Raw genomic sequence first — 22,010 nt, 5'->3', positions numbered from 1 at the left:
TGGGAAAAAAAGTCTTGGTTATTGGTGCTCATCCAGATGATGAAGTACTTGGTTGTGGAGGCACGATCGCTAAACATATTCAACAAGGCGATCGCGTTGATGTTCTGATTTTAGCAGAGGGAGCTACCAGCCGCACTCCACAGCGCGATCGCCAAAAGTTACAAAATGAACTTTCAGCTTTGGCTGAAGCTGCACATCAAGCTAGTGAAATTCTGGGGGTAACTTCCCTAAAGTTGCATGACTTTCCTGATAACCGCATGGACAGTTGCAACTTGCTAGACATAATTAAAGTTATAGAACAAGAAATTATTAAATATCAGCCAGACACTATTTATACCCACCACAATGGTGATGTGAATATTGACCATCGGCGTATCCATGAAGCGGTAATAACTGCTACTCGACCAATACCCGGTAGCACTGTTAAAACCCTGCTGTTTTTTGAAGTTGCTTCTAGCACTGAATGGCAAACTCCGGGTTCAGCACCAGCTTTTACTCCTAATTGGTTTGTAGATATATCAGAAACATTAAGTTTGAAGCTCAAAGCCTTGGTAGTCTATGAGTCTGAAATGCGTCCCTGGCCTCATGCTCGTTCTATGGAGGCTTTAGAGCATTTAGCTCGTTGGCGTGGTGCAAGTGTAGGTCTCAAAGCTGCGGAGGCGTTTGTCTTGGGGAGAAATTTGATTTGAGAAAGTAAAGATGAGAGATTGCTGTCGCAGTAAATAACTCTAGAGAGCTTATTAAAATTGTTATAAAAGAATAACAGGACTGTGAATTTACGCAATTTGCTTTGCTTAGTAGCGTAAACTTAGGGGAATTTATCAGTACAATTCCCCTTGGATACCCGTTAGATATGGGGTTAGATTGCTTGAGTTCCTAAGCGATCGCTTTATATTGCTCAAGTGATGAAGATGGGAGATATCTTCATACTACTGAGATGAATTTTTATTAACTAAATAATTAAACTACCATTATGTCTCCCCAAAAAAAAGTTCTCTTCTTTTCTCCATATGGCTTATGGTTAGTGCACAACCAAGTTGATGCTGTTGTAGCTACTGCATTGCAACTTCGTGGGTGTGAAGTTTTGGTTATAGGCTGTGACGGTGTTTATAATGACTGCGCTATTACAAGATATAGTAATGACAAAGAATTATGTCAAAACTGTAGTCGAGTAAGTAAAAACTTTTTTCAAGATTTATTTGCATTACCATACAGACAATTACGCAATTTTATTGAAGATGATGATTATATTATTGCTAATGAATGGATAGAAACAGTAAGTTCTGAAAATTATAAAAATGCTGTCTATCATGACTTACCTATTGGGCAATGGATAACTTCAACTATATATACTCACTTTCGGATATCTGCTGTAGGACTATCTAGCAATTATATTCAAAAGCTCCACAAAAAATATTTAATAGATGGTTTAGTAACTTACAAGGCACTAGTTAGACTATTTACAAACTATCAACCAACTAATGTATTTTTGTTCAATGCTCGCTTTGCCCCCTATCGCATAGCTTTTGAAGTTGCCCGTCAGATGAAAATTGACGTAATTACTCACGAAAGGGGATGGACTGAGGATAGCTTTTCTTTCTTTGATAATTATCCTACATGGAATACTCAAGCGTCTTTAAATTGTGTGAAAGCTTGGGAAAATATAACGCTGAACAATGAAGAATTAGTACAAACAAAGAATTTTTTTATTAAGCGCGAACATGGCTTGGATACCAACTGGCCAGCTTTTTATAATTTTCAAACAAATCCTATAGATATACGCCGTCAACTGAGGATACCGTTGGATGCTAAGATTTTCGCTGTATTTACATCCAGCGAAGATGAACTAGCAGCACTGGAAGGTTGGGGAAGAATTACAACACAATTTGATATTATTGCAAGTTTAGTAGAAATTTTCAGAAACAGAAATGAATATTTAGTAATTAGACATCATCCTTTTATCGGAGGTAATAAAAATACTCCAATAGAAACAGACTCTTTAACAAAAGCTTATAAACAGATATTTGATATACCAAAAAATGTACGCTTTGTGATGCCTTGCGAGCAGTTAACTTCTTATGCATTGCTTTGGCATACAGATGCAGCGATCGCTTTTTTTAGTACAGTAGCAATTGAGGCGATCGCTAGAGGTGTACCAACAGCAACATTAGCCAATTCATACTATGAAAAAGCTTCCAAATATACTATTGAAGATACGAGTATAGAATATCTAACTCAATTAGTCGATCGGCTTTTGGCAAATTCAGCTAGATTAATAGAAGAAGATTTAAAAAAGCTTTATCATTTTACAAATGCTTGCGTTTTCAAACTATCCCATAAATTTCGCTCAATCGGTATAAAAGATTATCATTTACACGATTTGAGATTTAAAAATTTAGATGACTTGCAGCCTGGTAACGATCCTACCTTAGATAAAATCTGCAACAGGATTATGCTAGGGTCTTCTCTAGATAATCTACCCAACAGCGATATAAACAATCGTTTACCGCAACAAGAAGAAGCTTTTTATAAGCAAGAATTGGAAGAAATAAAAAATTATAAAAAAATAGTAAGAGAAGAAAGTTCTAAGCATAAAAATAATTTGCTTACTGATATCTCACAAGTAGGAATAATATATTTAAATTACAAAGTTACTAGTGAAAATCAAACTCAAATTTCATCTGACTATATTCAACAATCCAGATATAGAAATATTATCATACATGAAGTTAATGATTGTGACTTTAATGATTATGAAAATATTATAACCTCTATTTTATCTTTAACAGAAGAGATAGGAGTTGATTATATACTTCTTGCTAATAACTATACTCAATATGATGAGTCGTTTATATCCTCAGCTATAGATATTTTTACATCTGAAAATTCTCAAGATCTCGATGGAGTTTTTACAGGAGGTTGGCTATCATCTTTAGAAAATAGAATTGAAGATGCCATCTTTATTTCAGGGGTATTTAAAAATCAAGATAAATTTATATTTCGGAATGGAAGCTTCACATATCACCAAGCACTTGAGCTACTTCCGCTACTCAGGTTTCCGCTCACTATTTTGTTATTTGGAATACTAAGAAAGAGTACCCTCAGGCAGATTCTACATGAGATTATAAGTTTACCAAAAAATCAGGCTGCTCAATACTTGTTTGAATATATTTTTCATAGTCCTAATATCCATAAAATTGAACTGCCTAAGCTGGTTATTCGCCAAGAGTTAGAAGCTTTCAAAAACCTTAGAACGTCAATACAAGAATTACCAATTCACTTTTTTACTATTGTCTTGAATGGGCAACCATTTATTCAATATCACATTGACATATTTAAACAACTTCCTTTTAAATGGCATTGGCATATTGTTGAAGGTGTAGCAGACTTAAAACACGATACAAGTTGGAGTCTGAAACTAGGTGGAACTATTAGTGATGAAATCCATAAAAATGGTCGTAGTTATGACGGTACTACAGAATATCTAGATAAATTAGCGCAACTTTATCCCGAACAAGTCACAATTTACCGAAAACCAGAAGGTGTTTTCTGGGATGGAAAACGGGAAATGGTAAATGCACCACTTCCCAATATTCAAGAGGAATGTTTGCTGTGGCAAGTTGATGTAGATGAATTCTGGACATTAGACCAGATTTGTATTGCTAGAGAAATGTTTATCAGCAACCCTGATAAAACAGCTGCTTTCTATTGGTGCTGGTATTTCGTTGGTGAAAAATTAATTATTAGTACTCGTAATTGTTATGCACAAAATCCTCGACAAGAATGGTTAAGAACTTGGAGATTTAAACCAGGAGCATTTTGGGCTGCACATGAACCTCCTGTATTAGTAGAACTATCACCGGATGGTCAACATCAAAATGTGGCAGCAGTTAATCCTTTTTTACATCAAGAGACTGAAAATTTTGGTTTAATTTTTCAACATTTTGCCTATATAACATCAAAACAATTGCAATTTAAAGAGCAATATTATGGTTATAAAAATGCTATTTCTCAGTGGCAAGCTTTACAAGAAACTGCTAAATTTCCAGTGCTTTTGCGGCAATACTTCTCATGGGTAATAGATGAAACTAGGGTAGATCTGGCTGAAACATGTGGTGTAGTACCAATTGCACAAAGAGAAGTAGGCAGCAGTAATTTCCGATTTTTACAACCAGAAGAAGTACAGGAACAAATTGCACAGATTCAAAAACCAGCACCAATAATTATAGTTGACGGTGTATTCTTCCAACTTTATCAAACTGGCATTGCTCGTGTCTGGAAATCCTTATTACAAGAATGGTCCGAAAATGGATTTTCTAAACATATTATTCTACTAGACCGTGATGGCACGGCGCCAATAATTCCTGGTATTAGATATCGCACGATACCATATCATGACTACGATAATATTGACTCCGATCGAGTAATGCTACAGCAAGTTTGCGATGAAGAAGGAGCAGATTTATTTATTTCCTCTTATCATACAACGCCAATCAGTACACCTTCTGTATTTCTAGCCCACGATATGATAGCAGAACTGATAGGTTCAAACTTAAATCATATTATCTGGCAAGAAAAACACCATGCAATTAAATACGCATCTGCCTTTATTGCGGTTTCAAAAAATACAGCACGGGATTTAGTAACCTATTTTCCCAAAATCTCCTTGCAGTCTATAAAAATTGCTGAGAATGGGGTTGATCGTACAACCTTTTCAGTAGCAAATCAGGAAGATATTCATGACTTTAAAATCAAATATGGTATTACCAAGCCTTACTTTCTCTTAGTCCGCCTTGGTAATGTTTATAAGAATAGTATTTTATTTTTTAAAGCTTTTTCACAGTTGAAAAGTAGCTATGGATTTGATATTGTCGTCACAGGAAGCGACGGTGTATTATCGCCAGAATTTAGGGCTTACACATCAGGCAGCATCGTTCACATGCTGGATCTTAGCGATGAAGAGTTAGCAATAGCTTACTCTGGTGCAGTAGCACTAGTTTATCCTTCTAAATATGAAGGTTTTGGACTGCCTATAGTAGAAGCAATGGCTTGTGGTTGTCCTGTGATTACTTGTCCTAATGCTTCAATTCCAGAGGTAGCAGGAGAAGCTGCAATATATGTAAATGATGATGATGTCAATGAACTAGCCAACTCACTTTGTGAAATACAAAAGCCAAATGTTCGTAATTCATTAATTACGGCAGGTTTGGCACAAGCGAAAAAGTTTTCTTGGACAAAGATGGCACAAACGGTTAGTTCTGCTTTAATTGAAGCTACACTTTTGTCTTTAAATCTTAGGGAGATTAATTTAATTGTTTTTCCTGATTGGACACAAACAGAAGAGTCAATTAGTTTAGACTTGGAACAAGTAATTAAGTCGTTAGCAAGTCATCCTAATAGTGAAAATATTACTTTGCTTGTCAATATCAATAATATTTCTGGCGAAGAAGTAGCAATGTTTTTATCTAGTATCACAATGAATTTGCTGGTACAAGAAGATTTAGATATTACTGAAGGATTAGAGATTTCGCTGGTAGAAGATCTGGCTGAGATTCAGTGGGAAACTTTGTTATCTCGTCTTGATGCCAGAATTATTTTGACACACGATGATAAAGAAATTTTGGCAAAATTACCAGTAGAGAAGCTAGCATCTCATGAAGTAGATAGCTGGATTAATCAAATATTTGCTCTATCTTAAAGCAAGATTTACATAAATAGTGATACCCAGATTTATATATGAAAGATGCTCGTTCTCCTAATAATGTATATTTGCAATATATTAAACGATTACTTCCATCTATTGATGCTAGTACTTTGTCAAAGATTGCTCTAATTTTGGCAGAGACTTCTTGGGACGATCCTAGTTCCTCATCAGACTGGAATAACTTGGCAGTAGTAGCTTTGCTCGAAGCAGAACAGTGTAATGATAATTTAATCATGCGCTCAGTTTATTTAGAAATGGCTTTTGAAGCTCTGAATAATGGTTTTAATATAGATGGACATCCAATTTGTGCTGCTCATCTTGCTTTAGTTAATAGCATGATTGGAGAAAACTCAACAGCAACAAAGATAGCATTTAATACCTTTATCAATACTGTCCATCATGCTTATACCAACAATGAAAATTATCTTAATTTTTTAATATATATATTTAGAAATAATAAAAATATTTCCGAGCAATCTCAAAAAGAAATTGAGGCTATTTTGCGTTATGAAGATTCCTACAAGCAAGCATTATTTTTGTTAACTGAAATAATCTGTTGCTCGCAGATAGCTTTTTACACTACTGCAAGTCGTCGTATGTTGTACCTGGCTGATAGGGTTGTAGTAAACTCAGTTAATGTTGGTCTCAAGCTAGGAATATCTAGTTTAATAAATGGGCAACAGGAAGGAATTTTATATTTACACCAAGCTAGAGATTTAGAGCCAGATTACCCACCTATTCTTCATGCGCTGTACTTGGCTTACCGAGATTTGAACCAGAGAGAAGTAGTAAATTATTGGCAGGAAGTATCCCAGAAATTTTATCAACTAAATTCCTCATCTATAGAGTGGTGCTGGACTCAATTACCTGAAGATAGCCTGTTTACTTATGTACCTTTTGAAGGTGATTTAATCATGGCAGTTGAGCCAAGCTTACGTAGTATTGTTACTAGCGTATTAATTACCGAACAAGACTGGTTTGAGAAAGAAATGGAGTTTTGGCGAAATACTATTCAACCTGGTATGACGGTTATTGATGTTGGTGCTAATGTGGGAGTCTATACTTTCAGTGCTGCTTTAAAAGTTGGTTCTGAGGGAAGAGTATTAGCCGTTGAACCTTTCTCAGGTTGTGTACGCTGTTTGGAAGAAACCTGTAGAATTAACCAATTATCATGGGTAAATGTTTGTGCAGGGGCAGCGAGCGATCGCAATGGTACTTTAAAGTTATTACTACATCATGCTAGCGAAATCAACCAGGTTATTTCCAGCGATGCAGCAGAAGATATACCTTCTGGTTCTTTTGAAGAAGTTATGTCTTTTACTTTAGACAGCTTAATTGAGCAAGAAAACATTGAGAAAGTCGATTTTATCAAAATAGATGCAGAAGGTCATGAAATGGCAGTTCTTATAGGTAGTCAAAAACTACTTACTGAATTTGCTCCGGTTATCTTATATGAAAATATTTCAGGTAAGCAAGACAGTAATATTCAGGTCGCACAGTATTTAATCAATATAGGTTATAAATTATTTTATTATCAGCCTTACACACAAAAACTGATACCAGTTGATTTTAATAATAATTTTGATGAGCAGCTGAATTTTATTGCTTTACCAGAGCAAAATAATTTTATTTAATTGAATAATTTACTTTGTATATAGATTAAAATATTTTTTATTTAGGATTTAATTCTGAGTTAAATCTTTTTACATTAATTATATTAAGCTAACTATAGGCGATTAAAAGTGGAACCAAGTAACTCAATTACTAAATCAGAATTACCTATTTCTGACTTACTGGCTGTTAACGATAAAAATATCAATATCATCATTTTTCCTGATTGGTCACAATCAGAAGAATCACTAATTTTAGAGTTAGAACAAGTAATTAAAACGGTAATAATTCATCCTTATAGCAAGCAAATAACATTATTTATAAATACTAACGGTATTTGTGAAGATGATGCTAACTTGGTTTTATCTACCGTAGCTATGAATCTGCTCATCACAGAAAATTTCGATCTCACTGTAGAATGTGAAATTTATCTGCTAGGAAATTTAGATGAGATGGAACTAGAAGTTCTAGTTACCTTCCTCCACGGTCGAATTATTTTGGAAAGTGAAAGTGCGAACAAATTAGTATCATTTATAATCAAAAAAATTCCAGCATATACAATAGAAAGTTTTGCCGATATACAAATCGAACACTTAGTTTTTGATTTAGGTAATAGATTATTTCAAGAAAGGAGATGGATAGGAGCGATCGCTCAATATAAAAAACTTTTAGAAATCCAATCAGTTAATGCAGATATTTATTGTAACCTAAGTTATTGCTATAGACAGTTAAATCTGTTAAATGAATATTTTCTGACACTTGAAGAAGGAATTAAACTTTACCCTACAGAAGGGAAGTTACATTTCTCATTAATTATTGACTTGCGGCGGCATGGACGTATTCAAGAAGCAATTTCAAGTGCGGAAAATGCTGCTAAATACTTACCCAATGATTACACTTTTCAAATTCTCAAATATTTAACAGTTCCATTAATATATGAAAGTATAGAAGAAATTAGCTTTTATCGTCAGCGCTTTATTCAAGGACTGCAAAATTTAATTCAGCAAACATCTTTGAAAACTAAAGAAGAGCAAGAGAGTGCTTTAACGGGTATAGGTCGCCTCACAAATTTCTATTTATCATATCAGGCACAAAATGATATAGATTTACAACGTCAGTATGGAAAGTTAGTACATGAGATTATGGCAGCTAACTATCCACAATGGGTAGTTCCTTTATCAATGCCTAAGTTAAAACTCAATAATAAAATTCGTATTGGTTACATTTCAAATTACCTACATTCTTATAGTGGCACACTTTGGTTAATTGGCTGGCTGCATTACTGCGATCGCCAAAGCTTTGAAATCTACTGTTACTATACAGGAAATGAGCCAGATACTGTGACGCAACAGTTTCAAAGTTACAGTGATATTTTCCACCATATTCCTCATAACTTATCAGCAGTTTGCGAACAGATAATCGCTGATGAGTTGCATATTTTAGTCTTTCCCGAAATAGGTATGGACCCACAAACCATGCAAATGGCTGGCCTGCGGCTTGCACCTGTGCAATGTGTTGCTTGGGGACATCCGGTAACCACTGGCTTACCGACAATAGATTACTATTTATCTAGCGAATTAATGGAACCTGAAAATGCTCAAGAGCATTACTCAGAAAAATTGATTCTTTTACCTAATATTGGCGTTTCTTATCCTCAACCATATATTCCACCAGTCATCAAAACCCGCTCGGATTTGGGGTTAAAAGATGATGCAGTAATATATTTATCCTGCCAAGCTCCTTTCAAATATCTACCGCAATATGATTTTATTTTTGCGGAAATTGCTCGTCGGGTTCCCCAAGCTAAATTTGTGTTTTTGCGTGGGACTTTACTCCAAAGACGTTTGCAACGTGTTTTCGCCGCTGTGGAACTCAACAGCGAAGATTATTGCTTATTTCTTACCATCCCAGAACGGCTAGACTATCTGATGATTAACTTACTTTCAGATGTTTATCTAGATACCTTTACATGGTCTGGTGGAAATACTAGCTTAGAAGCGATCGCTTGTAATCTTCCCATTGTCACCTGTCCCGGAGAATTTATGCGTGGTCGTCACTCTGACAGCTTTCTTAAAATGCTAGGAGTGACAGACACTATTGCTGAAAATGAAGCCGAATATATCGAGATTGCTGTCAAATTAGGACTAGACCCAGTTTTGCGACGCAGTATTGCAGAACAAATGAGCCAGAGTCACCACCGCCTCTTTGATGACAAGGTTTGTGTTACAGGTCTAGAAGCGTTCTATAAACAGGTTGTTGCACAAAGCCTCAGATAAAACTATTGATAATAGACATATAGGAATCCGCTTTGATTTCTGAACTAATTTGCTCCCGGTAGGCAATAGGCAATAGGCAAGAGTCAAGAAAGCTTCTTAGTTGTACTGAATTTTTTCACCAAATCAAATACTAGCCCTATAGGAGTGAAAATGAATGTAGAGACGTAGGATTGCTACGTCTCTACAAGGGTTTCGGGTAACACAGAATTAATTTCACCAGATGTCTAGTTTTAGCTGCATAAGGTTGGCTATCTTACGAATTACCAATATACTTCTGCCACATCTGTTCGTAAGCCTTCTCCATCTCTAAGGTAAATTGTTTGGCATTCCACAGAGGCGCTGTTTGCTTTGAGAGTCGCAATTTCCAAGCAATTTGTTGTCTTAAAGCCTCATCCTTACCTAAGCGCACACCCCAATTTACATACTCTTCGTCTGTCCAAGCAAGACCTTCCGTAACACCTACATTCATCATCATGGTGTAGCTGTTACGAGCTGCAAATTGCTTACCAACTCTAGTTACTAAAGGAATACCCATCCAAAGTGTTTCTAAGGTTGTCGTTGCTCCGTTGTATGGGTAAGTATCTAATACAATATCCGCAATAGCTAAATTGGCTCTATGGACGGACTCAGAAATATCCAAAGGTAAAAATCGTAGACGTGAAAACTCTACACCCTCTTCCTCTGCCAACTCCATAAAAAATTTCTGTACAGCTTCTGTGTCTGCTATCCCTTTAATCAAAAAATAGCTATTAGGCACTTCCTTAATAATTCTCATTTGCAGCCGTGCTGTATCAGGATGGCGTTTAAACCCTCTTTGAGCGCTGAGATAAACTACAGCATCACTAGGAATATCAAGCGAGTCGCGCCGTAAAGTTGGTATACCTACCTCAAAACCATCCACTGCTATATAGGTTTGGGGTAACCTCCAGATTTTTTCTGTATAGTATTCTTGAGCAGATTCTGGTAGAACATAAGGATCGGCAATAAAGTAATCAACTGTTGGTATTCCTGAAGCGTCCCAACCTAACCATGTTGCTTGCACAGGCGCAGGTTTAAACGCCATGATTTCACAAGTAATATCTAAAGTAATGCTATCCAAATCGATTAAAATATCAATCTCATCTTCGTAAATTTTTTCAGCAATATCATCGCTATAAATTCCACCTTTATAGACTTCAGTGAATTGCTGAACATACCATTCTTGTAATGGATCGTCTACCTGTTTATAATTTATAAAATAGCCATAAATATCAAATTTTTCCCGGTTGTGATGCTGAATTAGCCACCGAGCTAACCAGCCAACTGAATGCCTAGATAAACAATGAGATAAATAGCCAATTTTTAGTTGCTTAGTGCCTCTACTTAACTGCCGACTTCCATATCGTTGAACTTTTTCTTGAGCATACTCTTGCACATTAAGCTGGCAAACTTGCACTAAGTGATTTTGAATTTGTCTATTTTGTTCTGGGTCATCTCGCAAGTAAGCTGCGTAATAATTGGTATTAAATAACCAGAGTACTGTGAATGATTCCAGATTTGTAGGTTGTTCTTCTATCAAAGATATCAGTAAAGATTCCTGTTCTCGAAAAACTACACAAGCTTCATTCCAATAAGCAGGAGCTTCCATTAACCCTCGTTGTATCAGGTGTTTGGCAAAAAGTTTGTCACTTACAGTCTTTGATAGTGAATAACATAACTTTGCTACTTCTATTCCTCTAGAATAATTATTATCTTTGAAATAAAAAGCAGCAAGATGACGTAAAATTTCTATTCTTTCAGGTTCAAGGCGCAAACATAGTTCAGTCATTAATATTGCTACTTGAGGTTGCCGCATAGAATGGGCGATTTTGACTGCGGCTGGCAGCACAATATTAATGAAAGGTTGAGGCTGACTAATATGGACTAGACAAGCTTCTGCAAACTCCAGAACAGAGGGATGCAAAGGGTCTTCATTGAGAATACTTTCTAATACTTGCAACAATAACTCAATATCTATAATTTCTTCTGACTGAATTAATTCAATTAGCTCTAGGGAAGTTAATTCATCACCAGTAAAAGTTTCTTGTTTAATAGATAGCTCAATCAAATAAAGAAGATTATTCACATATTGAGGAGAAATTTCCCGTATATGTTGGCGAATTGCCCAAGCAACTGAATATTCTGCCAGTGTCTCTCTACGTTCGGCTTCGGTTTGCAGAACTTTTATCAATTCCGCAGTCCATTGCTCTACTTGTTGTACTTCTCCCTCCTCCATACCCAGCAGCCAAGTCATTTGTGCTTCTGCTTCTTGTCCCTGCAATAGCAACATTAATCCCAAGTTCCAGTAATGAGATTTCACTTCTGGTTCTATTTCGATCGCTTGTTCATAGCAGCTAGCAGCTTGAGTATAGTTACCTTTAATAAAATATTGTTGGGCTTGCTGCTCTAATGAGTTGATATCAGTAGAAATTTGGACAGAAGTCATAGTCAAGAATTTTCAGAATAGTACTAGTACTATTCCCAGAATTGAAAACAAAATTAAAGTGGGTAGCCTAAACTACCCACTCTTATAAACCTTGCAATTAGATATAGAACTCAAGTTCTTACTTAGATGTCAATTCTGTAAAGCCAGTGTTACAACCAGGTTGCACTGGAGTACCTGATGATGTTCCAGCTGTACCATAGCTTGCTACTTCACCACTACGATTGCCAACAGTATCAGACTGACATAACACAGCTAGAGTAGTTGCTTCACTGGTGGATAATACTATTGATTTAACAACAACACCCTTGTAGGATTTGAGGGTTCCCTTTAGAGATATACCATTATTGGCGACTAAAGTAGTATCCCCGTTAATAGCGTATGCGTAATTCTCTGTTTGGGTTCTAATACCAAGCCCTAATTTATCCATTACAGTGGTGAAATCACCATTTTCCAATAGGTATGCTTGCTGAGCGCGGTTCATTGAACCAGTGTACTGTTTAGCTTCGGACTGTTTACCTTTGTTGGCTTGGTTCAAGAAAGAAGGCAGAGCAATAGCTGACAAAATCCCAATGATGATAATTACTACCAATAATTCAATAAGTGTAAAACCTTCGTTTTCCTTCTTTTTACCGATAATGTGTTGGAGAAACTTTGCTTTCAATTCGCTTTTCATAAGTGTTTTCCCTGGGGTAGGAAGTGTTTGTGTGTTCTAGATGTAACTTACCCTCGCGTGTTTGGTTTCATATCACCCCAGCTAAATTTTTTTTCAACTATTCAACTGTATATATGGCGATCGCGTTGATTCTAGGGCTTTTTCCTTAACTAGAAAGGGTTTTATCAGTTGTAGGCCCTTAATCTCACTATGTGTTGAGTTAAAGAAAACTATCTGTTGAGGCTATTTGGGGAGATAAAGATTGATACTGCTTGCAGGTTCCTAAAGGTTAGTAGCCTCTTTTGCAATTTACGAAGATTCTATGCCGCAGTTGACACTCCTGAATGTGCAATAGATACTTGCTATGAAAATACATAGAAATTGACCAAGAGATGTCTATTTTTGTAAAGAACCTCAAAGAAAAAGGTCTGCTTGACCAAATTCATATAACAGTATGTAATGTAGGGTCTCGTAAAATATCATCACTAGATGACTATGGTGCTGGTGCTTGGAATTTATTTGCTCCTAACCTGACTATTTACGGTTTTGATGCAGATCCGGATGCTTGTGAAGCTGCTGAAGCTGAATTGGAATTGAAACAAATAAATTGGACTGAAAAACATATTCCTTTAGCGCTGGGAAAGTCTGTGCAAGAGGCAACCCTTTATGTAACTAAGCATCCTATGTGTAGTTCTCTATATCCGCCGAACGAAACATATACAGCAAGATTTAGCTATTTACCAGAATTATGTAACTTGGATTTCACCATAGAAATTGAGACAACTACATTAGATACTTTTTGCAATGCCGAAGAAATAAACACAATAGATTTTATACAAATTGATGTTCAAGGTGCAGAACTTCAAGTTTTAGAAGGAGCATTGGAGATTTTAAAACGTGGTGTGTTGGGAATTCAAGTAGAAGTTGAATTTTCACACATATATGTAAATCAGCCTTTGTTTGCTGATATAGATGTGTTTTTAAGAGAACATGGTTTTACGTTATTCGATTTAGAAACTAACTACCGTCACCGCGCTCGCTCACCAATCGGCTCGACACACCGCCGAGGACAATTACTTTGGGGAGATGCTTATTACCTCCAAGATCCGATTAGAGAAAATGCTAATTTTCAAATTAAAGAACCCTCTAAAATTTTAAAATTAGCCTGTATAGCTGATGTTCTAGGCTTTCCAGATTATAGTTTAGAGTTGCTAGAGTACCTAACGGTTAACTATGGTGATAATCCAAAATATAACTTTGCTCAAACCATTATAGAAATATTATCTAATTTTCCAGATATTGTTGAATCTGGATTAGATTCTCTACCTGTGGTAGCTAATATTAGTTCTTTTCTTAATATCTAAGGTCTTTGTCAATTGATGAAACTCAGCGAGACTGCCACTAGTCCCGCTGGTTTTCAAAATCCTTCTAATCGTTAGGTAGACGTTCCAACATTACATAACCAAGACTCTCCAGCCTCAGTAACAGCTGTTGTACCATCTGAAAGGCTTGCTCTTCATCTGTAGGCTTTAAGGTTATAGGATCTAAAGGTCTAAATTGTTTCCAATGCTCTACCAAAAACTTCATTGGCTGGGGTTGTTCTAATAAAGGTATTAAGCAAAGTGCTAATGAGCTATCTATCCCGACAAATTCCTCAACTAGTGATAAATACTCACTGATAGGAAATATTCTAAATTCTGTAATACAGGCTACGAGGTCTTCTTGGAAATTACGAGTTTTTAACTGAGGATGCAGACTCACTTTTGCCAGTCGCCAATCAGAATCAGCCCATTCTGAAACTGGGAGAAAAGTCTGTACTTGATTAGAATGACCGCACCAAAAGTCAATTAGCCGATGAATAGGATGTATGAGTTCAAATAACTGTAGCCGTTCTTCTATAGAAATTTCTGGTAAGCTCATTGCCAGAAAAGTCGGCAAATTCTCTGGATCTTTAAACAAGTTTATTAAGTCCCACTGCCGCCAGTTAACCATACTGATAAATTCTAAGTTAGCTGCTTTCAAAGCCGTAAACATATCAGAGATGGTGTAACCTTTATCTCCTTGAAATAAATAATTCATTAAAATTCCTTCTTTGCCGTTCTCTCCTTCATACTTATTAGAATTCCAAGTTCTAGCTTTGATCTCAACATTATCCTTCAAAGCTTTCATTGTTTCTACTACAATTTCCATTTCTAAGTCTTCTGGATTGTCATCCATCAAACCCATCATGGTGAAAACTTTCTGAGCGCGGAAATAAGGGAATCTCTGGATTGAACTATGCAGATTACTACGAATGATGCCATTAGGCTTTAAAACATATCTCATTGCTTCCAAGGCAGCAGCTAAATCAGGAACAAGGTATAAAAGTTCATCACAATTTATGTAGTCAAATTGACAATCTAGCTTTGGCAATTCCTGAATTGACAATACATGAAACTCTGCATTGTCAAATCCATGATATTCTAAGCGTTGCTGTGCTAATTTAATCGATTCTTCTGATATATCAACCCCAACAATTTTTGCACCTGGATTAGCTTCTGCCAAAACTAATAATTTATAGCCAGTGCCACATCCAGCATCTAAAATTACTTTACCTTTAGTATCGATTTCTTCTTGACTCCTTAAATAATAAGGTGTAACCAAATTATGAATGTACAGTAAATTAGGATTATCTTTAGGAGATTTATCAAGAGGGACTCTGGGATAGGGAGAAGTGTCAAATTGCTGACGAATTTTATCTAGTAAATCAGATTGTGGGTGGTTCATTAAAGTTGCTCCTTCTATTAATTATTAGATGAATAAATAAGATGCAATATTTTTTAGATTATTTTTTAACCTATTAAAAACTAAAATTGTCTATTTTTAGCAATAGATTCAAAAGATACAGCATTTGAATATAATTTTTGAAATATAGAGTGGACATTGCCCACTCTAAAATTAAGATTCAAACGTAGCGGATTGATGCAAAATAAAATTGGATTTATATGCAAACGTTAATTGTTAAATATAAATCCAATTTAACCCAGAAAATGTTTATTTTTCGGCAATGACATTCAGGCTAATAAGTGTATCCAATATCCGCATATTGCTATAATCATTAAATAAACCAAATTCGTTTACTTTTTGATATTCTATAAATCCCACCTTTTCTAAAAATATAGACAATATTTCAAAATCAAATCCTACCTTATGAACATCATTTATATTGGTTTGTCCACCAAATATCATCTGCATTAAATACATGCGATCGTATACTGAAAATTCTGGATGCAGATAAAGCCAACATATTTTTTTGAAGTCAGGTACACTAATAAAAATTTGTCCACCTGGTTTGAGAACTCGATGCCATTCTTTTAAAGTATTAGTTAACTCATCATCTATTCCATAATAAAAATGTTCTAGAACATGACTGGCGTAAATTGCAGTAATTGAATTAGTTTCAAATTGACTTAAATCAGATGCATTGCCAACATAATCTACTTCTGGACGAGATTCAATATTGAATATTTTCCAGTCTGGATGTGTTTCTTCTCCACCAATATGAAGTTTAATATCTGCCATTTTTTTGTATTTTGCTCCTCTGGATCGTTTCTTCTACCTAATTAAGGATCGACCATTAAAACTTTTTATAAAAAAAATCAAATGTTGGACTTGGCATTGAAATTGCTCCTCATACTAACTTGTTGATGCTGCTCAAGCTTGCAAGCGGCACATTCAACCTTGAGTATTCCCAACTTCTGAGGATTTCTATCATATTTACATTGTCACCAAGCACAGTTGTGTCAAAACCAGTGTAGAGGGTGTTTTTGCTGGTGATGATAATCAGTCCTGCCTTGAAAATAGTTTTACAAGAAGAGGAAAAGGAATCCTTCTTTACGAGAGGCTGCGCCAATGGAGGAAGAAAGGGAAAGGGAAGACTCTTTTTGTTTATCCATTTTCCCTACTTCTGGAAGAAAGTACCGTAGGCGTTTTCTCATCGCTTTCCATCTGGCGTAGCCAATCCTGATTTGTTATGCTATATTAAGCGTAGTCGTTATGAGTTCATATATTTTCATGAGTAACCCCACAGTAGAAAACTTAGTAATTATCGGTTCTGGGCCAGGAGGGTACACAGCCGCTATCTATGCTGGACGTGCTAACCTCAAACCCGTTGTATTTGAAGGTTTCCAAGCCGGGGGTTTGCCTGGTGGGCAATTAATGACGACGACCGAAGTCGAAAACTTTCCTGGGTTTCCCCAAGGGATTACCGGGCCGGAACTGATGGATAAGATGAAGGCGCAAGCAGAGCGTTGGGGGGCTGAGCTATATACTGAAGATGTTATCTCAGTTGACTTGAGTCAGCGTCCTTTTACAGTGCGATCGCAAGAAAGGGAAATCAAAACCAACAGCATCGTTATTGCTACCGGTGCGACAGCAAAGCGTTTAGGTTTACCCAACGAGCATGAATTTTGGAGTCGGGGTATTTCGGCTTGTGCAATTTGTGATGGTGCAACACCGATTTTCCACGGTGCAGAATTGGCTGTAATTGGTGCTGGCGACTCAGCAGCGGAAGAGTCAATTTACCTCACCAAGTATGGTTCCAAGGTAAATATGTTGGTACGCACCGATAAAATGCGGGCTTCTAAAGCCATGCAAGACCGAGTTTTAAGCAACCCGAAAATCCAAGTGCATTGGAACACAGAAGCCGTGGATATCTTCGGTAACGGTCACATGGAAGGGGTGAAAGTCCGCAATACCAGGACTGGTGAAGAAAGCAAACTACACGCCAAGGGTTTATTTTACGCCATTGGTCATACTCCCAATACCTCTTTATTTAAGGGACAACTAGAACTCGATGAGGTGGGTTATGTTGTCACTAAGCCAGGTTCTGCGGAAACCAGTATAGAAGGCGTTTTTGCCGCTGGTGACGTACAAGATCATGAATTTCGTCAAGCAATTACCGCTGCGGGTAGTGGCTGTATGGCGGCGATGTTGGCAGAACGTTGGTTGTCATCTAGTGGCTTAATTCAAGAATTTCATCAACAGCCAGAAACAGCAGATAACGAATTAGAACATCAGCCAGCCAAAAAGACCGAAGCTGAGGAAGAAGCTGGATTTAGCTTGAATGCAACCCGCCATGAGGGAGGTTATGCTTTACGGAAATTATTCCACGAAAGCGATCGCTTACTCCTAGTTAAATACGTCTCTCCTGGTTGCGGCCCTTGTCATACCTTGAAGCCAATTTTAAACAAAGTGGTGGATGAATTTGACAGCAAAATTCACTTTGTGGAAATTGACATCGACAAAGACCGAGATATTGCTGAAAATGCTAACGTTACAGGAACGCCAACAGTTCAATTGTTCAAAAACAAGGAACTAGTGAAGGAAGTTAAAGGCGTTAAGCAAAAGAGCGAATATCGGCAGTTGATTGAAAGTAATCTTTAAGGAATGGGGCATGGGGCATGGGGAATAGGGCATAGGGATGAGGCAGAAATGCTCAATGCCCAATGCCTGCCAATGTTAGCCTTAATAAGTTAGGCAACAGCATATCCTGTGTGTTGCCTAACATTTGGCGGGTGAAATCCCAAGACAATTTTTTCTTTGGGAATTCCCGCTGCTACTAATTCGTAGGTGACGCCATCTTCTGCGCTATCAAAGACTGCTTTACATTCACTAGCTGCGTGGGAATAAGGAATTTGTGTGTAGGGTACTAATACTTCTTTGCTGATATGTCGATAATTATCTAAGGTATCCATTGAATAATCCTCTCAGGTTCTGGATTAAAAACAAGTAACTTTAGATTTTCAGTTTCTATTAAAAGTGTACCAATTGGTTCCTCAAACAAAGCTGTAAATACGCTATCGCGCACTGCCAAATATAATATTCTTTCTGGCTCAAGGCGATTGATAACAGCGCGATACATGATAAATCCTCCAATAGCATCTTTTAGATCTGCCATTTCTGAGGGACTAACAAATTACTTCATTGTTCTGCGGCTAATAATTGTTTGGCTCCTAAGAGCTTGTTTGAAAAGTATTTGGTTGTGATTTTAGGCACTTGTAGATCCCCCCTAGCCCCCCTTAAAAAGGCTACGGTGTACACACAAGTTATCGAATTACTACCAGTCCTCGAATTACCCCACCCTAACCCTAACGCCACTTGCTTCTCCTGTCGGAGACGCTGCGCGAACAAGTCGGCAGAGCCGCCCAACGCAGTGGCTCCCCCTTGTCAAGGGGAGGGAACTAGATTTTCCGGTTTCCCCCCTTAGAAAGGGGGGATTAAGGGGGGTAATTCGACTTGTGTATAGACGGTAGCTTAAAAAGGGGGGAACCGGAATCAAAGTCCCCCTTTTTAAGGGGAGCCACTGCGGTCTTGGGGGTTTCCACGCCACTTGCTTCTCCTGTCGGAGACGCTGCGCGAACAAGTCGGCACAGCCGCCCAACGCAGTGGCTCCCCATGAGCAAGTGGCGTGGATTTAGGGGGATCTGAAATGTTTTGCTACCAAGGAGAGGACTTTTCAAACATCGTCTAAATCTACATACATATCTTTTTGACCCCACTTTAAATGTAAAGGGTCATCTGTAATTATCCAGCCTTCTTGAACTAAGGCATTCTTAACAGCATCACGATCGATATCTCTTGCAGGTATATCAAAGTATATTAAAATCTTTCTCCACTTGGAATGATTTACCTTTATGGTGACACTGGCTGGGAATTTATCTTTAGCAAAAATAAAGCATAATCTCAGCGCTACCTCAGTCTAGCTCTGTATCCACCGCGAGGCAGTGGGACTTTTATTCAGGATGTTTACGCAATTCCCTATCTGATATGTAAAATGGTCAGCGTATCTTCCTCGATCCAGGCGATCGCACATGGCCATCACAAAACGGCAGTTGCCTACATTTTTCCAGTTCGCTAAAAATCCCAATCTTTCCCAGAAACTCATGCTTATAGGGTTAATCATTACCCTATTTTTCATTTTCTTGGCATTTTTCGCTCCCGCATTCCAGGCTTGGGGATGGCTGCAAAACCCAAAAGATTTTCTCTCGAATCCAATTCATCAGCCACCATCGGCTAAATATTGGTTTGGTACTAGTCGCCTGGGTTATGATGTCTTCTCCCGCACGTTGTTCGGCGCTCAAGCTGCGTTGCAAGTGGTAATTTTGGCCACCGCCTTGAGTATGATTATCGGTGTACCTTTGGGGATGCTGAGTGGTTATCTCGGTGGAAAATTGGATAAAGTCTTGCTGTTTATTATGGATAGCATTTACACTTTACCAGGGCTGTTGTTGTCTGTGACACTGGCGTTTGTGGTGGGGCGTGGGATATTGAATGCTGCGATCGCCATTAGCATTGCTTACATTCCCCAATATTACCGCGTTGTCCGCAACCACACCGTTAGCGTCAAAACTGAAGTGTTCATCGAAGCTGCTCAAGCAATGGGCGCTTCCACTTGGACTGTCCTTTCTCGATATTTATTTTTCAACGTTATTCAAAGCGTACCCGTACTATTCACCCTCAACGCCGCCGATGCAATTTTAGTATTGGGCGGTTTGGGCTTTTTGGGACTAGGGCTTCCAGAAGAAGTGCCAGAATGGGGATACGATTTAAAACAAGCACTGGAAGCTTTACCTACTGGCATTTGGTGGACCACCCTTTTTCCTGGTTTAACTATGACATGCATGGTAGTAGGGTTATCACTACTTGGTGAAGGGTTAAATGAATTTGTCAATCCTCGTTTACGAAGAGAAAATAGAATCCGGAAGTAGTCATTGGTCATTAGTCATTAGTCACTGGTCATTGGCAAAGACAACTGACAAATGACAAAGCGCAAAGTCAGAGCGGAGGTTTCCTCCGATCTGAACTTTGTAAGAGAGGACAAATAACTAATGACAAATAACAAATATAGTAGAGAGATTTGTGTGAAAGATAACCTGACATTAATTGCCGCCGCTACTGGCGGGTTTATGCTTTCTGTTGCTCTTGCTGGTATCTTAAGAGGTACTCCAGTTACAGCTTGGCAAGAGCAATCGAGTGTTCGTACCACGACTGTTACTGACTTACGGCTTGCACCCAATAAGACAGAAAATTTAGAATATTTTCGTGCCAAAATTCTAAAATCCTGAGGAATTGTCAATTTTGAACTGGACCATAGGCAGTGGGGAGATGGAAGGACGCGGGAACGGGTAGAATCACTAATGCCCTATGCCCTATGCCCTATGCCCCATACCCAATAACTAATGACTAATGACTAATGACAAACGACGTAATTGGCATTGATGTGGGGGGAACAGCAATTAAGCTGGGACGTTTTACAACTGATGGTACTTGTCTGCAATCTTTGACTTTGACGGCTCCCCAACCAACAACGCCAGAGGCTGTGTTAGCAGTGTTGGTAGATGCGATCGCTCAAATAGATCCAGATAATCAAAGTGTTGCTATTGGTGTGGGAACTCCTGGCCCTGCGGATGCGGCGGCGCGGATTGCCAAAATTGCCATTAACTTACCTGGATGGATTGATGTGCCTTTAGCAGACTGGCTGGAAACTAAGACTGGCAAACCTACTGTAATTGGTAATGATGCTAACTGCGCTCTTTTGGGAGAAGCTTGGTTGGGAGCCGGTCGCAAGTTTCAAAATTTGATTCTTCTAACTTTGGGGACTGGGGTTGGTGGCGCAATTATGCTCAATGGCAAATTGTTTGTTGGACATCAAGGAGCTGCTGGAGAACTCGGTTTAATTTCATTCAACCCTGACGGGCCAATATGCAATAGCGGCAATCGAGGCTCTTTGGAACAATATGCTTCTGCTACTGCCATTCGTCGCCGTACTCTCAAGGAACCCATCGAATTAGGTATGCTTGCCCAACAAGGAGATATTGAAGCCTTGACTTTTTGGCAAGAATATGGTACGTGTTTGGGGGTTGGTTTGACAACTTTGGTTTACGTGCTGACACCAGAAGCGATCGTTATAGGCGGCGGTATCAGCGGTAGCTTTGAGTTTTTCTTCCCAGCGGTAAAAGCAGAAATTGAGAAGCGAGTGCAGGCTTTATCGCGAGAAGGTTTACAGATTTTGCCAGCGCAGTTAGGAAAATTTGCTGGAATGGTGGGTGCAGCAAAGTTGGCATGGCAAAAGTATTCGGAATTTTAAATTATTATGGTTCAAAAAATCCCAGCTAGAGACATCAGTCTTTGTTTTTTCATCTGTTAATGTCCTAACTAGCTTGATTGCTATATTAAACAGAAATCTTGCATATATTGGAAAAATACTATGTGCAGTTTTCTGTAAAATGCGATGCACAATCATGCGATCGCACTATACAAATT

General features: G+C 37.9%; 15 protein-coding genes and 1 pseudogene. 9 read left to right on the top strand and 7 right to left on the bottom strand.

Annotated elements, in window-relative coordinates; all coding sequences use genetic code 11:
- Positions 1-14: 14 nt before the first annotated feature.
- The 4 genes from NSTC745_RS04895 (at position 15) to NSTC745_RS04880 (ending at position 9,591) form a co-directional block, all read left to right on the top strand.
- A complete protein-coding gene (locus NSTC745_RS04895) occupies positions 15-689 on the top strand; it encodes a PIG-L deacetylase family protein (RefSeq protein ID WP_445636141.1) in 675 nt (224 codons plus the stop codon).
- Between the two features lie 284 nt (positions 690-973).
- Positions 974-5,698, top strand: coding sequence for a glycosyltransferase (locus NSTC745_RS04890; protein WP_445636140.1), 4,725 nt, complete (start codon positions 974-976; stop codon positions 5,696-5,698).
- A gap of 38 nt (positions 5,699-5,736) precedes the next feature.
- Positions 5,737-7,338 (top strand): FkbM family methyltransferase, encoded by a 1,602-nt coding sequence (locus NSTC745_RS04885; protein WP_445636139.1) that lies wholly within the window; start codon positions 5,737-5,739, stop codon positions 7,336-7,338.
- Positions 7,339-7,446: 108 nt separating this feature from the next.
- Positions 7,447-9,591, top strand: coding sequence for an O-linked N-acetylglucosamine transferase, SPINDLY family protein (locus tag NSTC745_RS04880; RefSeq protein ID WP_445636138.1), 2,145 nt, complete (start codon positions 7,447-7,449; stop codon positions 9,589-9,591).
- A gap of 253 nt (positions 9,592-9,844) precedes the next feature.
- Here the strand turns inward: NSTC745_RS04880 and NSTC745_RS04875 are convergent, their stop codons facing one another.
- Both NSTC745_RS04875 and NSTC745_RS04870 read right to left on the bottom strand, forming a co-directional pair.
- Positions 9,845-12,055: an O-linked N-acetylglucosamine transferase, SPINDLY family protein gene (locus tag NSTC745_RS04875; protein WP_445636137.1), complete on the bottom strand. Its 2,211-nt coding sequence runs from the start codon at positions 12,053-12,055 to the stop codon at positions 9,845-9,847.
- A gap of 118 nt (positions 12,056-12,173) precedes the next feature.
- Positions 12,174-12,728: a type IV pilin-like G/H family protein gene (locus tag NSTC745_RS04870; RefSeq protein ID WP_445636136.1), complete on the bottom strand. Its 555-nt coding sequence runs from the start codon at positions 12,726-12,728 to the stop codon at positions 12,174-12,176.
- Positions 12,729-13,099: 371 nt separating this feature from the next.
- Here NSTC745_RS04870 and NSTC745_RS04865 point away from each other — a divergent pair, with 371 nt between their 5' ends.
- Positions 13,100-14,071: an FkbM family methyltransferase gene (locus tag NSTC745_RS04865; RefSeq protein ID WP_445636135.1), complete on the top strand. Its 972-nt coding sequence runs from the start codon at positions 13,100-13,102 to the stop codon at positions 14,069-14,071.
- 64 nt (positions 14,072-14,135) lie between these two features.
- Here the strand turns inward: NSTC745_RS04865 and NSTC745_RS04860 are convergent, their stop codons facing one another.
- Complete coding sequence (locus NSTC745_RS04860) at positions 14,136-15,473, bottom strand: class I SAM-dependent methyltransferase (protein ID WP_445636134.1); 1,338 nt, start codon at positions 15,471-15,473, stop codon at positions 14,136-14,138.
- A 267-nt stretch (positions 15,474-15,740) separates the two neighbouring features.
- A complete protein-coding gene (locus tag NSTC745_RS04855) occupies positions 15,741-16,268 on the bottom strand; it encodes a class I SAM-dependent methyltransferase (RefSeq protein ID WP_445636133.1) in 528 nt (175 codons plus the stop codon).
- 492 nt (positions 16,269-16,760) lie between these two features.
- On the opposite strand from NSTC745_RS04855, the gene trxB reads away from it, so the two are divergent.
- Positions 16,761-18,131, top strand: a complete 1,371-nt coding sequence (gene trxB / locus NSTC745_RS04850; RefSeq protein WP_445638532.1) for a thioredoxin-disulfide reductase — start codon at positions 16,761-16,763, stop codon at positions 18,129-18,131.
- A gap of 89 nt (positions 18,132-18,220) precedes the next feature.
- On the opposite strand, the gene NSTC745_RS04845 is transcribed toward trxB, so the two are convergent.
- The 3 genes and pseudogenes from NSTC745_RS04845 to NSTC745_RS04835 all read right to left on the bottom strand — a co-directional run bounded on the left by NSTC745_RS04845 (position 18,221) and on the right by NSTC745_RS04835 (position 19,320).
- Positions 18,221-18,442 (bottom strand): element excision factor XisI family protein, encoded by a 222-nt coding sequence (locus NSTC745_RS04845; RefSeq protein ID WP_445636132.1) that lies wholly within the window; start codon positions 18,440-18,442, stop codon positions 18,221-18,223.
- A pseudogene (locus NSTC745_RS04840) lies at positions 18,430-18,651 on the bottom strand (element excision factor XisH family protein); the annotation flags it as partial. The gene NSTC745_RS04845 and the pseudogene NSTC745_RS04840, both read right to left, overlap by 13 nt.
- A gap of 552 nt (positions 18,652-19,203) precedes the next feature.
- Positions 19,204-19,320: an element excision factor XisH family protein gene (locus tag NSTC745_RS04835; RefSeq protein ID WP_445638531.1), complete on the bottom strand. Its 117-nt coding sequence runs from the start codon at positions 19,318-19,320 to the stop codon at positions 19,204-19,206.
- Between the two features lie 238 nt (positions 19,321-19,558).
- Between NSTC745_RS04835 and NSTC745_RS04830 the strand changes: the two genes are divergently transcribed.
- From NSTC745_RS04830 to NSTC745_RS04820, 3 genes are all read left to right on the top strand, one after another.
- Positions 19,559-20,455: an ABC transporter permease gene (locus NSTC745_RS04830; RefSeq protein ID WP_445636131.1), complete on the top strand. Its 897-nt coding sequence runs from the start codon at positions 19,559-19,561 to the stop codon at positions 20,453-20,455.
- Between the two features lie 153 nt (positions 20,456-20,608).
- The gene (locus tag NSTC745_RS04825; RefSeq protein WP_445638530.1) at positions 20,609-20,812 is read left to right on the top strand and encodes a hypothetical protein; all 204 of its coding nucleotides are present in this window, start codon (positions 20,609-20,611) and stop codon (positions 20,810-20,812) included.
- 128 nt (positions 20,813-20,940) lie between these two features.
- Positions 20,941-21,834, top strand: a complete 894-nt coding sequence (locus NSTC745_RS04820) for an ROK family protein (RefSeq protein ID WP_445636130.1) — start codon at positions 20,941-20,943, stop codon at positions 21,832-21,834.
- The last annotated feature ends 176 nt before the right edge of the window (positions 21,835-22,010 follow it).

The sequence above is a fragment of the Nostoc sp. DSM 114161 genome, from assembly GCF_052692665.1.
The sequence above is the reverse complement of the archived record's forward strand: the minus strand, read 5'-3'. Positions and strand labels throughout refer to the sequence as shown.

Coding starts and splice junctions, on each gene's coding strand:
- NSTC745_RS04890 (WP_445636140.1), top strand. CDS start 974: ATGTCTCCCCAAAAAAAAGTTCTCTTCTTTTCTCCATATGGCTTATGG.
- NSTC745_RS04885 (WP_445636139.1), top strand. CDS start 5,737: ATGAAAGATGCTCGTTCTCCTAATAATGTATATTTGCAATATATTAAA.
- NSTC745_RS04875 (WP_445636137.1), bottom strand. CDS start 12,055: ATGACTTCTGTCCAAATTTCTACTGATATCAACTCATTAGAGCAGCAA.
- NSTC745_RS04870 (WP_445636136.1), bottom strand. CDS start 12,728: ATGAAAAGCGAATTGAAAGCAAAGTTTCTCCAACACATTATCGGTAAA.
- NSTC745_RS04865 (WP_445636135.1), top strand. CDS start 13,100: ATGTCTATTTTTGTAAAGAACCTCAAAGAAAAAGGTCTGCTTGACCAA.
- NSTC745_RS04860 (WP_445636134.1), bottom strand. CDS start 15,473: ATGAACCACCCACAATCTGATTTACTAGATAAAATTCGTCAGCAATTT.
- NSTC745_RS04855 (WP_445636133.1), bottom strand. CDS start 16,268: ATGGCAGATATTAAACTTCATATTGGTGGAGAAGAAACACATCCAGAC.
- trxB (WP_445638532.1), top strand. CDS start 16,761: ATGAGTAACCCCACAGTAGAAAACTTAGTAATTATCGGTTCTGGGCCA.
- NSTC745_RS04845 (WP_445636132.1), bottom strand. CDS start 18,442: ATGGATACCTTAGATAATTATCGACATATCAGCAAAGAAGTATTAGTA.
- NSTC745_RS04830 (WP_445636131.1), top strand. CDS start 19,559: ATGGCCATCACAAAACGGCAGTTGCCTACATTTTTCCAGTTCGCTAAA.
- NSTC745_RS04820 (WP_445636130.1), top strand. CDS start 20,941: ATGACAAACGACGTAATTGGCATTGATGTGGGGGGAACAGCAATTAAG.